Genomic DNA, 14088 nt, shown 5'->3' on the forward strand with positions numbered 1-14088 from the left:
CAGCGAGATCCAATCGCGGTGCAGTGTCCACCATGTTTCCCCCGCGTCTCGCTCGAATTAGGCCGGATAGGCCGTGAGGTACGGCGCGGCACGGACAACCGCAAAGAGCGGCCGCTGCGCTGCCCGACGATCAGGTGCCGTTCGTGGTCGAGGACCTCCGGCGGTGCTCTCAGCCTGGTCCGTAAGCGGAACCAGCAGCCGCGAGCGCGAGGCCCAGCCGTACGTGGATTCTCTGTGTTCGGAGATCCGTTGCGGATGAGTCGGTTTAGTCCGCCGGTGTGACGTCGGCTCCGGAGCCCTTGATCGACGCCTTGGCGCGGTTCTCGGCGCGCACCGACTTCGTGCCGCGCACGTAACCGGTCGCCGAGATCGAGGCGGCCAGCAGCGCGTCCTCGCCCTTGACGAACGGGTGGAATCCGACGCCGGCGCCGCCGCGGCCCTTCACCGGGATGTCGGCGACTTCGGTGACCTTCCAGCTCTTTTCGGCCAGCGAGAGGATCGCCTCACCGTTGCCGCACGACACCGGCAGGGCGGCGATCACCTCGTCGTCATCGCCGGCCAGCTTCACGCCCGCGACACCGTTACCCGCAGCGCCCTGCGGATTGACCGAGGCCGGGTCGATCCGCAGCACCTTGCCGCGCCGGGTCACCAATGCCAGGTGGTACCCCTCCGGGAGCACCCCCGAGCGCACCAGGCCGGTTATGTCCGGCGCCACCGGAATGTCGCGGATCTTGTACGGCAAGCCGTTGCCGGTGGTGAACTTCACCCGCCCGTCGGTCCAGACCGCCCAGCCCAGACCGGAGGTCAGCAGCTCGCCGTGGCTGTCGGAGAACACCCCGCGGTCATCCAGGCGCCAGGCCGCGTTGACCTTCCGTTCCCGCGGTCCGTCCTCATCGCTGCTCGACGTCACCGGGGTGGCCTCGGCGTCCAGGACCGTGCGGCGGTCGAATTCGGGACCCTTGAACAGTTTTGCGGTCTCGACGAGCTCCTGGTCGATCACCACGCGGCGGGCGTCCGGGTTGGAGACCAGCTCGGTCAGCTCGGCGAACTCGGCGTCCAGCTTCTCCGCCTCGGCGCGTAGCTCGATGACATCGAGTTTGGTCAGCCGTCGAAGTTGCAGTGCCAGAACATAATCAGCCTGTACCGCGTCGATCCCGAAACGCTCCTGCAAGCCCTGCCGGGCCTCGTCGACGGTGTCGGAGCCGCGAATCACCGCGACGGCCGCGTCGATGTCCAGATGGATGGTCATCAACCCGGCCACCAGGTGCCGGCGCGCGGTCACCTTCTCCAGCCGGTACTCGCTGCGGTGCAGCACCACCGAGTCCCGCAGCGTCAGGAACGCCGCGATCAGTTCACGAACCGACCACCAGCGCGGCACCCGGTTCTCGTCGAGGGCCACCAGGCTGGCGGCGAACGTCGACTCCAACGGCGTGAGGGCCAGCAGTTGCTCGCGGATGTCCTCAGCGCTGTAACCGCGCTTGGCGGTCACCACGATCCGTAGCCCGTTGCGCCGGTCGGTGAGGTCCGACATATCCGCTACACCGGACATCTCGCCGGACTCAACCAGAGCCCGGATCCGTTCCTGCACAGTGTTACTCGCAACCCCGGGCGGCAGTTCGGTGATGACGCAGTTCTTGCCGTCGATCTGAATCGTGCCGCGAACGGTGAACGCGCCCCGGCCGGTGGTGATGTACTCCCGCAGCCCCGCCGTCCCGACGACGGTGGCGCCGCAGCCCCAGTCGGGCCCGGGAATGAGTTTGACCAGCCTGTCGTCGGTCATGTTTGGGGTCTTCAGCAGCGCCCGGCAGGCAGCCATCACCTCGCGGGGATTGTGGGCCGGCACCTTGGTGGCCCACCCCTCGGCAATGCCGACGGCACCGTTGCACAGCAGAACCGGCCACTGGGCCGGCAGCATCGTCGGCTCGGTCCATTCCCCGTCGAACGTCGGCACCATCGGCACGGCGTGGTCGTCGAGCTCGGCGGTCAATGCCGCGCCGGGAGCAGACAGCCGCATCTCGGTGTATCGGTCGGCGGCCGGGATGTCGCCCTGAATGCGGGGGAAAGCGCCTTGGCCGTCAATGACTTTCACGCGCTGGAACTCGGCCGCCATCAGCGCTGCCGCGCCATACATCGACGCGCCGCCGTGCGGGTGCAGGTTGCCGGTGACCGCTGAGCAGACCTTCGAGGATTTCTGCGGCTTGTTGCCGGGCAGCAGCCGGGAGTCGTGCATTTGGTAGAGCAGCCGGCGCTGGCCCGGCTTGAGCCCGTCGAACGCGGACGGGATGGCGCGGTCGCTGACGCTGTAGAGCGCGAAGGTCAGCTGGTAGTGGTTCCAGTAGTCATCGGCGCTCTGGTCGAGCACCAGGTCGGGGTTCTGTTCGGGAATGTCCAGAGTGGCGGTCACGAAGTACTCCTAGTCGAGGTCCAGCGCGGAGGTGTCGACACGGGCGGCGACTTCGGCCATCCACGTGCGACGTCCCTCGGGCGGGCCGCCGAACAATGTGTGGTGCAGTTTCATCTCGCTGATGTCGGGATGGACCCGAATCACCGTGCGCCGCTGCGGATCCAGGACGGTGTTCCAGAAGTCGTCGGCGTCCATCTCGCCCAGGCCCTTGTTGCGTTGGACTTCCACTCGCTTCTTGGACGTCGCCTTCAACTGGGCCACCGCGGCATCCCGCTCGGACTCGTCCTGGCAGTAGATGCGCTCGTCACCGTTCTTCACCACGAACAGCGGCGGCAGGGTGACGTAGACCATGCCGGCCTCGACGAGTGGGCGGTAGAAGTCCAGGAACATCGAGATCAGGCTCGAGTTGATGTTGCCGCCGTCGGGATCGGCGTCGGAGGCGAACAGGATCCGGTCGTAGCGGCACTGTTCGGGGTCGCAGTTGTCCCGCACCCCACAGCCCAGAATGCGCTCGATGGAATCGAATTCATCCTTCGCCCGCGCCTTGCTCAGGGCGAAGCCGTAGACATTGGGCGGCTTTCCTTTGAGCGGGAAGGCCGCCTGGAAGGTGGCGTCGCGGGCGGCCTTGATGGTGCCCAGCGCCGAGTCGCCCTCGCAGAGGAACAGTTCGGCGCCCGAACCGCGCCCGGTTTCCCTGCTGGGCAGCAACTTCGGCGGCAGCGACAGATTGGTGCCGAGCCCCTTGGCTTTCGACGCCGCCCGGGAGCGGGCCTTGGCGCCCTCGGCGCTGCGCCGGGCCCGGGCGAACTCCAGTGCCAGCTTGGTCCACAGTGAGACGGCGTCGCCGTTGGCCGGGTTGGCCGCCCAGATCGTGACGCTGCGCGCCACATCCGGGGCCATCGCCAGGTTCAGCGAGCGGGACGACACCGCTGTCTTTGCCTGGGAATCCCAGGACACGTCGGGGGCGCGGGTATCCACCGCCAGGGCTGTGACCGCCGCGAAATCCTGTGCCTCAGGGCCTTCTTCGCCTTTGGCAAGGCCCAGGTCGCGGATCCGCGACGCCCGGTCGGCCAGCGCTTCGGAGAGCCCCTTCATCGCCGCGGTCAGATGCGAACCACCACCCGGTGTGCGCACGGTGTTGCAGAACGCGGCCACCGTCGCCGGCTCGGCCGGGCCCGCTGTCAGCGACCAGCGGAACGGTGTCGGGCCACGGCCGGTGGTGTACTCGCCGCGACCTTCCACGACGGCGCGCACCGACGGCGTGGGGGTGCCGGCCGCGGTACACATGAGGTCCAGCAGGGTGTCGGTACCCCACGGGCCGTTGAACGGCTCCAGCAGCGCCGGCGGAATCTCGTCGCCCGGCCAGCCTTCATCGACGACGATCAGGTGCACGCCGGGGCACATCCGCGCCGCGGCGTGGGCGCGCAGCAGCACCTCGCCGATGTTCAGCGTGGAATCCGGCACGACGGCCGGATCGAACAGGATCCGCACCGTGGTGCCCTGGGCGTCGGGCTTGCGGTTGCCGATCCCGCGCAGCTTCTGGGTGTCCGACCGGGTGAACGGCGCGTTCGGATCGAAGTCCTTACCGTCGAACACGCCGGGGTAGCCGCTGCCGAAGCTCTGTACGTAGGTCTTTCCGGCGCGGCGGACCGTGACATCGGTGCGCGCCGAGATGAAGACCGCGGCCGCGGCGCCGATACCGTTCAGCCCGGCCCCGGTGCCGGTGGCGTCGGCGTGCGCGGAGAACTTGCCGCCCGCCCGCGCGGTGCCCAGGGTTTTGACGATGCCGTTCTTCCCGGTGGTCGGGTCGGTGTCCACGGGCAGTCCGCGGCCGTCGTCGGCGACACTGACCGACCCGTCGGCGTGCAAAGTGATCGTGACGGTGGATCCGCCGTGGCTGGGGTCGGCGACCTCTTCCACCGCATTGTCGATCAGCTCGCGCAGGGCGGTGTTCAGCACGTCCAGACCGAGGTTCACCGCCGGCCGCAGGCGGGTGTGCTGGACATCATCGAGCTCGGTGATGTCAGCCGCGGTGTAACTCAACTCTCGTCCTCTCCATCGGGTGGCCGGTGGAATGGTAGACGGCCGGTCCGACCATCTGGTGTATCCGCAGCTGAGCGACCATGACCATGCTCCTGATACGGAGTGGCTCTCGAACTCGCGGTCACCCTCAATGGTGCCAGGAAAGGGCCCCGGTGGTGTGGTGCGGCGCACCGGCGGCGTTGCGCGTCGGCCCGGTCAGCTCACCGAAACGATGTCAGCAGTCCCCGGCCGCGTTCCATCACGGCCATCCGCTGGCTCTCCCGCTCCGTCTGCACGTCAGCACGGCCTGGGAGAGACGCCATCAAATCAGCGATCTCCGAACAGGATTCGGTTCCCCGATCAAACGGTTCGACCGAGCCCCGGGTGCGCCGACACCGAACATCGTCGAGATGCAGCGCCCTCGTGGGTCGGCAGGCCGGGCATTCTCCCGGAATATCCGCTCTGCACAGCGATTTTGAGGCGCGGGGCTTCGTCGCCTACCTGACCTGGGTGGCGATCAAGGGACGGGCCGCTAGCAGGGCACCGGCACGGGGATGAACGAGCCCGTCGGCCAGCACAGGCCCGGCGGCAGCGGCGGCGGTGGCTGGTAGCCCGAATCCGGCTTCGGGGGCGGGTTATCGCCGTCCCAGATCATGTTGGATACGTTGCCCATCCCTGGCCACAGGTAGTAGTACGTGTGGCACACCGTCATGTCCCAGCCCCGGAACGGGTCGGTGACGTGGTTGCCGGTCGCGGGGAGCTCATCACCGGGGCACCACTGCTTGGCCGGTCCCCACCCGTTGTCGTCGAGGGGGAGCGGCGCGGGGCGAAGGGGGGCCGGACCGGTATCGGCCTGGGCGCCCGCCGCCAGACCCAGGCCCATCACCGCGATGCCACTGGACAGCAGGGCACCGCCGAGAACGCACGAGACTTTGCGCGTTGTGGTCATGGACGAATCCTTCCGCAGTTAACACGCCGTCTGCTGAACGATTCCGTCGTTGCTGGGCGGCTGTTGGGCATCGTAGAACATCAATCCCGGTTGAGGGCTGAGTCGACAATTTCGACCAACTTCCATCGAGATCCGCCCCCGAACTGCGCGAATAGGGCCATCTCTGGCAGCCCCCTACAATCGGGGGTCATGACGGAGGGGGCATCCGAAGACCTACCGCCGCTGGACATTGCCGGCTCGGGCGTCCTGCCGCCGGTCGCGACGGGGGTACGCCGGACGTTCTGGGCGTTGGAGCGCACGGTTCCCGCCGTGGGATCCCGGTGGGCCGTCGAACTGTGGTGCACCCCGCCAGTTCTCGAGTCGAGCTTGCGCATGCCGCCAGGCGTGTCACCCGGGACACCCACCGAGGCGTTCTGGGACGGGCACCGAGTCGCCGGGGAGATGTGGGGCGAGGGGCCGCCGATCTATCTGGTCCATGGTTGGGGCGGTCAACGCGCGCATCTGGCGGTGTTCGTCAAACCGCTTGTGGCAGCAGGCTATCGGGTCGTCGCGTTCGACTTGCCGAGCCACAACGAGTCCGATCCGGGTGCGCTCGCGCCGGGGCGCACCACCGCCATCGAATGTGCCGACGCGATCGCGGCCATGATCGAGGCACACGGTCCGGCACATGCGGTGGTGGCCCACTCGCTCGGGGCGAACTCGACGGTCCTGGCGGCGTCGCGGGGCGCACCGGTCGGCCGCCTGGTCCTCCTGGCGCCGATGGGCGATTTCCCGCTCTACCTAGACCTTTTCGCCGCTCGGCACAATTTTGGCCGCCGGATTCGTGCGGGCTTGCACCGCCGGCTCGAGGACCGGATCGGCATGCCACTGCATCACACGAACTTGACCTGGACCGGCCCACGGGCCGGCTACCCGGAGTTGCTTCTCATTCACGACCCGGACGATCCGGACAGCCCGTATGCGGCCAGCGAGCGCCTGGCCACGGTATGGCCCGGCGCGCAACTGCACACCACGCGCGGGCTCGGCCGGCTGGCGCACTACCGAATCCTGCGGCACCGCCCAGCGATCAACGCCGGCGTCGACTTCATCGGCCCACCGGCCACCGACAGCTGACTCGAGCCACCCCGATGTCCCCGAGATGTCATCGATCGGTCCGGCATCACCTGACACGATGGAACGCATGGACGTCTTAGTGGTCGGGGCCGGCCCTGCGGGCATGGCACTGGCCGCCGCCTGCGGCCGGCTCGGGCTCGACGTCGGACTCCTCGACCCCAATCCGGATCGGCCATGGGTGGCGACCTACGGGATGTGGAGCACCGAATTGCCCCCGGACCTGCCGCCGTCCGTGGTTGCGGCGACGGCGGCCGGCCGGGCGATCGCCCTGACCGAACACAGCTTGGGTTGGGACTACGCGGTTCTCGACATCGACGCGCTGCGTGCACATCTGGCCGACCGGTTCACCGGGGTCACCGTGCACGCCGGACGCGCGGTCGGATCTCCCGAGCGCGGCGCGGTGGCGCTCGCGGACGGATCGACGCTGACAGCTTCCGTGGTGGTCGATGCCGCGGGCCGATGGCGACCGCTGGATGCCAGGCCCTCGCGCACGGTGCCCGCTGAACAGACCGCGTACGGGGTGATCCTGGACGAAGACGCCGTGACACCACTCGTCAAACCCGGCGAGGCGCTGTTCATGGACTGGCGTGCGGACTATGACGAGGATGGCTGGCCGACGTTCGTCTACGTCGTCCCACTCGGCGAGGGCCAGGTCCTCGTTGAGGAGACGTCGCTGGCCCGTCGCCCCGGGTTGCCACTGGCGACACTGCGGCGCCGCCTCCACGCCCGGCTGGATCACCACGGCATCTCGGCACCGAAAGATGCTCGTACCGAGAAGGTTTCGTTCCGAGTGGACCATCGGCGGCACTCCGGCACCACAGTCCTCGGGTTCGGCGCGGCAGCACCGCTGATCCACCCGGCCACTGGATTCAGTGTGGCCGCTTCGCTTCGCCTCGCGCCTGAGGTGGCTCGTGCGATCGCCGAGAACCTGCCCGATCCCGATCGGGCGCTCAAGGCGGCCCGGGAGACGGTGTGGTCGCCTGCCGCCAAGGCGATCCACCGCGTCCGCCATATCGGACTGGAAGCGCTGCTGCGCATGCCGCCGCAGGAGGTCCCCGGCTTCTTCGAGCAGTTCTTCGTGCTGCCCGAAGAGCATCGCTGGGCCTATCTCACCGGACGCGACGATCTCGCCGGGACCGCCGCAGCGATGGCCACCCTGTTCCGCGAATCGGACTGGCGCATGCGGCGCCACCTCGTTCTACCTGCGCTGATGCGGCCCCTACCGACCAACGACTGACGACTGCGCCCCGTCGTCGGGCGACGCAGCTCACAGCGAACGACTAACAGACGAACTAGTTCGTCTGTTAGTCTGGCTACACACCTTGGGAACGGAGGCACCACCATGACACCGCTGGCCGACATCGACCAGATCACCAACCCATCCCCGCGCGTGCAGCAGCTGCAGGGCGTGGTCGACTCTGTTCTCGACGGAATCGAGCCGGCGATGAACCTTTACCGCCCCTACGTCGACGGCCTGGAAAACCTGCCGGCCGACGGGCGATTCCTGTTGGTGGGCAACCACACTGCCGGTGCGGGCGAAGTGATCCTCATTCCGTACTTCGTGCGCCGCGCGATCGGCAAGCGGGTGCGGTCGCTGGCCGTATGGACCATCAAGTACACCCCCGGTGTCCTGGGCGATGCCCTCGCTGCCTACGGCGCCGTCGTTGGACACCCCGACACCGCGCGCGAGTTGATGCACAACAACGAGCCCATCCTCGTCTTCCCCGGCGGCGGCCGCGAGATGTCGAAGTTCAAGGGCGAGGAATACACCCTGCTGTGGGAGGGCCGGGCCGGTTTTGCCCGCCTGTCCGTGGAGAACGACTATCCGGTCGTGCCGGTGGCATTGGTCGGCGGTGACGACGTCTACAAAAGCCTGTTCACCCGCGACAGCCTCTGGGGCCGGTTCACGACTTCGGTCGCCAAGCGGCTGACCGGCAAGTCCAATATGGGACTGCCGCTGACGCGCGGCCTCGGACCGACGATGGTCCCGCGCCCGCAACGGATGTACCTTCGGTTCTGCCCGCCGATCGACACCACGAAACCCGCACGCCGCAACCATGATTCGTGGGTCGCCGACGTCAAGGCGCGCACCCAGGAGTCCATCGAGCACGCGCTGAAGGATCTGCTCGAGATCCGCGACGGCGATCCCTACCGCGAGCTCAACCCGTTGGAATGGCGCAATGCGACCCAGCCAGTCGTGACCGGCTGAATCGTCAATCGCCCTCTCCCACGTCCAGTCCCGGCGCCGGCGCACCCAGCGCCGCGGCCTGGGCCAGGGTGACCTCAGGCATCAGCCGCGCCAGCAGAGGCACCCGATCACCGTAGGCGCGTCCCCGCAGAACCCGGTCACCACGCAAAGTGATGCAGTAGACCGTGCCCCACTCGAGTACCTCGGCACCGCCGGGCCGGCCGCTGTTGCGGGCTTCGACGAAGACCGTGCCGTCCCGCTCGGCCCACTCGACGATCTCGAACCGGAACTCGGGCACCCCGGCCAGATAGGTGGCCATGTAGGCGCGAACCTGGTTGCGGTGCAGGGGCGTAATCATCCCTGGGTGCAGCACGGTCCCGTCGGCCGGATCAAAGAGATCCTCATACTTGTCGGGATCGGGCGCCCGGCCGAAGCCGGCGAAACGATCCAGGAAGCGGTCCACGTCGGTCATGACAACCTCTCGTCACGGGAGCAGGCCTCCAGCATGCGGGACGAGTCCGGCAGCGTGGATCAGAATCGGCGGTCAGCGGCGCGGCACGTACCGCAGGGCCACCGCACCCGAGTCGTACTCGAGCTGGTCGACGAGCTGAAGGTCGATCGGCGTCGACAATCCGGAGAACAGTGCGGGCCCACTGCCCCAGATCCGGGGATGCACCACGAACTCGTACTCATCGATCAGGCCCAGCTCCGCCAACGCCTGCGGCAGCATCACCCCGCCGACATAGAGGCCGTCGCCCGGCTGTGCCTTGAGCCGAGCCACCGCCTCCCCGAGGTCGCCCTCGATGAGTTCGGCGTTCCAGTCGACGCGGTCCAGAGTCGAGGAGACGACGTACTTCTTGGCCGCATCGATCGTGCGGGCGAACGGCAGCGTCCACTCCGGCATCGGTGACTGCAGCGGCAATCGCCAGGCTGTCTCCATCATCTGATAGGTCACCCGGCCGAACAGGAGGGCGTCGGCTCTGCCCAGAGTTTCCGCGGCGCGACGGTGCACTTCCTCGTCCGGAACTCCGGACCGGTGATCGCAACACCCGTCGAGGGTGAGGTTGATGGAATACCGCAGTGGACGCATGACGAACCCCTCCTGAGAAGTCAACTGTTTCCCTTGACAGACAGACTTCCCCGCGTCGCCGAAGTCATCACCAATCGCTGTAACAGCCGTCAATTAGTCCGCGATAATGGCGGCATGTCTAAGAAAACTGCAGCGATACTGCTGAGCATGGCCGCCCTGTCGGCAGTGCCCGCCGCGATCGCCCCCATTGCCCAGGCCGACGTGTGTGGCGAGGTCGGCGGCCGGCACGTTGCCGTCGGCGGTTGTACCCCGGGTATCGCCGGTGACGCCGTCGGCGCGGCGGTGGCCGTCGGCACGGCCGACGCGGTGGCAGGCGATTGGGCCCGCTACGGCTTCCCGGAGACCTACGCGTACTCGCTGGTGCCGTCGTTCCCCGGCGAGGCGCCGTGCATCTCGCCGACCGGCCTGCCGTACTACACCCCGGGCGCGGAGCCCTGCTACGCGCCCTAGTTGATCGCCCCGTTGATGACGGGCTTGTCGATGGCGCCTTCCTCAAGACCCCAGTTCGACACGATGGTCTTGTAGTCGCCGTTGGCGATCAGGTGCTCCAGCGCCTTCTGCAGTGACTGCGCCAGAGGTGAGCCCTTCTTCACCGGCCAGCCGTAGGGCGCGGAGTCGAACACCGGGCCGGCGGACTCCAGCTTGCCCTTGCTCTGCTTGATCGCCCACGCGGTCACCGGGGAGTCCGCCGACATCGCGTCGGCCTGACCGAGCACGACGGCGTTGGTCACCGCGTCCTGACCGTCGAAGGTCAGGATCTGGATCTCCGGCTTGCCGGCGGCAACGCACGCCTTGCTCTTGGCGGGAAGTTCGTCGGTCACCTGGGTGCTGGCCGCCATCGCCGACACCTTCTTGCCGCAGGCGTTGTTCGGGTCGATCCCCGCGCCGGCCTTCTGGGCCCACTGACTGCCCGCCGAGAAGTAGGTGACGAAGTCCACCTGCTGCTCGCGTTCCTTGGTGTCGGTGAACGAGGACATCCCGACGTCGAAGGTGCCGCCCTCGATGGACGGGATGATCTTGGCGAAGTCGGACTCGCGGTACTCGGCGGTCAGGCCCAGCGTCGCGGCGACCGCATTGATCAGGTCGACGTCGAAGCCGACGATCTTGCCGTCGGAGTCCTTGAACTCGTTCGGGGTGTAGGGGATGGTCACGCCGACCACGAGCTTGCCGGACTTGCGGATGTTCTCCGGCACGGTCGCGGCGATCTCCTCGACCTTCTCCGGGGCGACGGCGACAGTGGAGTTGGTCGGACCCGCCGAGGTACCCGACGACGACTCGGTGCTCTTCGAGCAGCCCGCCAGAGCCAGGCTGCCGGCTACCGCGACCACGGCTGCAGCCCGCCACCAGCGCTGCCCGGAGTTGTGTCCTGTGATCACGTCGACCCTCTTCCTGCGTCTCGGCGGCACTGCTTGCACGCGCCAGAAGAAACTACAGCCCCGCGATCGGGTCCGAGGGCATCCGGATCAGGCTGAGGGAAACTCGCCGATCGCCGCGGCCATCGCCGCGATGTCGTCCGGCCGCACCCGGCAGCATCCGCCGACGATGCGGGCGCCGGCGTCGACCCAGGATGCCGCCTGCCCGGTGTCCAGGCCGGCGCTGCCGATCCAGACCCGGTTCTCGCCGTCCCACACCTCACCGCTGTTGGGGTAGACGATCACCGGCTTACCGGTTACCCGATGGGCCGTCGTGACCGCACCCAGCACGTCGCCCGGTGCGCAGCAGTTGACGCCGACCGCCACGATCTCGGGGACGTCGGCGGCCACGGCGAACGCCTCGTCGAGGGGTTGTCCGGCCCGCGTCGTATCACCGTCGATGGTGTAGCTCAGCCAGGCCGGGACCTGGTACTCGCGCACCAACTCGACCACGGCCTGCGCCTCGTCGCTGTCGGGGATCGTCTCCACCGCCAGAACATCGGGGTTGGCGGCGAGCAGGATCTCCCATCGCGGCCGGTGCCAGGCGATCAGCTCGGCAACCGACAGTCCATAGCGCCCGATGTACTCCTCGCCGTGGGCGAGCATCGCCCCGTACGGCCCGACCGAGGCCGCCACCCACGCCGACGGTGCCGCGGCGTCGCGGGCCTCGGCGGCCAGCTCGATGCTGCGGCGCATCAGACGTTCGGCCTGCGCCCGGTCGATGCCCTGGCGGGCGAAGCCCTCGAACGAGGCCTGATAGCTGGCGGTGGTCGCGAACTGCGCGCCGGCGCGGAAGAACGACTCGTGGACCGCGACGATCTCCTCGGGAGCCTCGGCGAGCAACCGGGCCGACCACAGGTCATCGGACAGGTCGTGGCCGCGGGCCTCGAGCTCGGTGGCCAGGCCGCCATCGCTGATCAGTACGCCGTCCGCGGGCACGGCGAAACCCGAACTAGTCATCGGCACACTGTAGGTGGGTCGGCGGCCCGAATAGTCTCCAGAGATGAGCACCGCAGCGAGCGAACAGCCTGTCGTCGTCGGCGTCGACGGATCGGACGCAGCCCTCGGCGCCGCCCGCTGGGCCGCGGACTTCGCCGCCCGGCATGCGCTGCCGTTGACGTTGCTGCATGCCACCCCGCGACTGGACTGGCACTTCGTCCATGCTGAGGCCTCGGCTGACGCGGCCGACCCCGCATCAGGTGACCACGTGTTGGCAGCCGCCGAAGCCGCCGTCCGCTCGGCGCATCCCGAGCTCGCGATTCATCCGGTGGAGGTGACCGGCGGCGTCGCGACTGCGCTGGCCGATGCTTCACAATCTGCTCGGCTCCTGGTGCTGGGCTCGGGTTCAACAGACCATCGCGCGCTGGGCGGTCATGTGGTGCGAACGACCCACCGCGCACAGTGCCCCGTGGCGGTGTGGAGAGCCCCGGTCGCCACGCGCACCGGCAAGCCGCTGCCCGTCGTCGTCGGCGTTGATGACTCGGATGCCTCAAGCCGTGCGCTGGCCGAAGCATTCGATATCGCTCGCCTGCTGCACGCACCTCTGCAGGTCGTGCACATGTGGGAGCTCGACGCGGCGGTCGGCATGGGCGACCTCGGCGGAGCGGGCAACATGGACTGGCCGCTGCTGGAGGTGTTGGAGACCCAGCAGCGCCAGCGGATGGACGAGTTGGTCGAACCGCTGGCCAAGAAGTACCCGAACGCCCACGTCACCCAGGTTTTCCAGGACACCAGCCCGGCCAAGGGCCTCACCGATCTGTCCCGAGAAGCACAGTTGGTGGTGGTCGGCAGCCACGGCCGCGGACGACTCGCGGACGCAATCCTCGGCTCGGTCAGCCAGAACCTCATCCATCACGCCGACTGTCCGGTACTCGTGGTCCGCTGAAACCTGCGGTTGGACAACACCCACAGCGTTTCGTAACCTTTTCGAGACCTGAGGCACATGAGCCGGCAGTACGACGCCGACGGCGTCGACGGCAGTCAGAGGATGCGCAGTCGTGAAGTTTCACCCGTCTTCCGCGTTGATCGCGATCGTGACGGCGTTGTGCGTGGCGTCGGCAGGCGCCGCCTACGCCGAACCAGAGGTGGACGAGCTCGCCAAGCTTAACGAGCTGACCAAACAGGCCCAGCAGATGATGGAAGCCACGCAGGCCGCGGAGCTGGACCTCGACAAGAAGCTGCAACTGCAGAGTGAAGCCGAGCAGAGGCACGCCGCCGACCTGGCCCGACTCGACGCGAGCCGTGCGCAGTTGGCGGAATACCAGGGCTTCGTCGACCGGGCGGCCGCCGCGTTCTATGTGGGTGGCAGCACCGACAGCGTGAACGCCATGCTGACCGCCCCGTCGCCACAGATCCTGATCGACCAGCTCGCGTTCCAGCGGGCGATCGCCGACGACATCTCCCGCAACGTGCACAACTTCCGGGAGGCCAACCGGCAGGCCGAGACCATGCAGGCAGCCTCGGCCGAATCCGCGGCCGCAGCCAAAGCGGCCGCCGATGCCGCTGCGGCATTGCGCGCCGACCTTCAGAACAAGCAGTCTGAGCTCGACACCCAGGTGAAGTTGGTGCGGGCCACCTACTACGCGCTACCGGAGGCGCAGCAGGCTCTGCTGGGTCCCGGGGGAGCGATCCCGACGGTCGGGATGAACGGCCTGGTGCCCAACGCGCGGACCCTCGCGGCGTACATCATCTCCACCTACCCGGGTGTGCAATCCATCGGCGGGGTGCGCGCCGATCCGCTCCCGGACCATCCGAGCGGTCACGCGATCGACATCATGATCGGCTCGGACATGGCGCTCGGGGATGCCATCAACGCCGACGTGCAAAGCCAGGCCGAACGCTTCGGGGTGTCCTACACGATGTGGCGAGTTGCCAATCACTTCAACCACGTTCACGTCACTGTGCACTGAG

At 68.0% G+C, this 14088-nt stretch carries 13 protein-coding genes; 6 read left to right on the forward strand and 7 right to left on the reverse strand.

The genetic code is table 11. The features are described from left to right. Positions 1-265 precede the first annotated feature (265 nt). From BN3385_RS02230 to BN3385_RS02240, 3 genes are all read right to left on the reverse strand, one after another. Positions 266-2404, reverse strand: a complete 2139-nt coding sequence (locus tag BN3385_RS02230; RefSeq protein ID WP_059014659.1) for a DNA gyrase subunit A — start codon at positions 2402-2404, stop codon at positions 266-268. 9 nt (positions 2405-2413) lie between these two features. Next, positions 2414-4447 (reverse strand): toprim domain-containing protein, encoded by a 2034-nt coding sequence (locus BN3385_RS02235; RefSeq protein ID WP_059014661.1) that lies wholly within the window; start codon positions 4445-4447, stop codon positions 2414-2416. Positions 4448-4958: 511 nt separating this feature from the next. After that, positions 4959-5375, reverse strand: a complete 417-nt coding sequence (locus BN3385_RS02240; protein ID WP_059014663.1) for a hypothetical protein — start codon at positions 5373-5375, stop codon at positions 4959-4961. Between the two features lie 189 nt (positions 5376-5564). Here BN3385_RS02240 and BN3385_RS02245 point away from each other — a divergent pair, with 189 nt between their 5' ends. The 3 genes from BN3385_RS02245 (at position 5565) to BN3385_RS02255 (ending at position 8697) form a co-directional block, all read left to right on the forward strand. Next, complete coding sequence (locus BN3385_RS02245) at positions 5565-6488, forward strand: alpha/beta fold hydrolase (protein WP_082690241.1); 924 nt, start codon at positions 5565-5567, stop codon at positions 6486-6488. Between the two features lie 67 nt (positions 6489-6555). Next, complete coding sequence (locus BN3385_RS02250; protein ID WP_231748616.1) at positions 6556-7725, forward strand: lycopene cyclase family protein; 1170 nt, start codon at positions 6556-6558, stop codon at positions 7723-7725. A 105-nt stretch (positions 7726-7830) separates the two neighbouring features. Further along, positions 7831-8697 carry a lysophospholipid acyltransferase family protein gene (locus tag BN3385_RS02255; RefSeq protein WP_059014664.1) on the forward strand — a complete coding sequence of 289 codons (867 nt, stop codon included), beginning with the start codon at positions 7831-7833 and terminating at the stop codon, positions 8695-8697. 4 nt (positions 8698-8701) lie between these two features. Here the strand turns inward: BN3385_RS02255 and BN3385_RS02260 are convergent, their stop codons facing one another. Together BN3385_RS02260 and BN3385_RS02265 are read right to left on the reverse strand one after the other, a co-directional pair. Continuing rightward, the gene (locus BN3385_RS02260; protein WP_059014666.1) at positions 8702-9148 is read right to left on the reverse strand and encodes a nuclear transport factor 2 family protein; all 447 of its coding nucleotides are present in this window, start codon (positions 9146-9148) and stop codon (positions 8702-8704) included. Positions 9149-9220: 72 nt separating this feature from the next. Beyond that, positions 9221-9766 (reverse strand): dihydrofolate reductase family protein, encoded by a 546-nt coding sequence (locus BN3385_RS02265; protein ID WP_059014667.1) that lies wholly within the window; start codon positions 9764-9766, stop codon positions 9221-9223. A 114-nt stretch (positions 9767-9880) separates the two neighbouring features. On the opposite strand from BN3385_RS02265, the gene BN3385_RS02270 reads away from it, so the two are divergent. After that, positions 9881-10216, forward strand: a complete 336-nt coding sequence (locus tag BN3385_RS02270) for a hypothetical protein (protein WP_059014669.1) — start codon at positions 9881-9883, stop codon at positions 10214-10216. On the opposite strand, the gene BN3385_RS02275 is transcribed toward BN3385_RS02270, so the two are convergent. Both BN3385_RS02275 and mmuM read right to left on the reverse strand, forming a co-directional pair. Next, complete coding sequence (locus BN3385_RS02275) at positions 10213-11142, reverse strand: ABC transporter substrate-binding protein (RefSeq protein WP_059014670.1); 930 nt, start codon at positions 11140-11142, stop codon at positions 10213-10215. The two genes, BN3385_RS02270 and BN3385_RS02275, sit on opposite strands and share 4 nt — an antisense overlap. An 87-nt stretch (positions 11143-11229) precedes the next feature. Beyond that, a complete protein-coding gene (mmuM, locus tag BN3385_RS02280; protein ID WP_059014672.1) occupies positions 11230-12138 on the reverse strand; it encodes a homocysteine S-methyltransferase in 909 nt (302 codons plus the stop codon). Positions 12139-12181: 43 nt separating this feature from the next. Between mmuM and BN3385_RS02285 the strand changes: the two genes are divergently transcribed. Both BN3385_RS02285 and BN3385_RS02290 read left to right on the forward strand, forming a co-directional pair. Continuing rightward, positions 12182-13063: a universal stress protein gene (locus BN3385_RS02285; protein ID WP_059014674.1), complete on the forward strand. Its 882-nt coding sequence runs from the start codon at positions 12182-12184 to the stop codon at positions 13061-13063. A gap of 112 nt (positions 13064-13175) precedes the next feature. Next, positions 13176-14087, forward strand: a complete 912-nt coding sequence (locus BN3385_RS02290) for a coiled-coil domain-containing protein (protein ID WP_059014676.1) — start codon at positions 13176-13178, stop codon at positions 14085-14087. Position 14088 lies beyond the last annotated feature (1 nt).

The sequence above is a fragment of the Mycobacterium sp. M26 genome (assembly GCF_001494595.1).
Taxonomy (GTDB): domain Bacteria; phylum Actinomycetota; class Actinomycetes; order Mycobacteriales; family Mycobacteriaceae; genus Mycobacterium.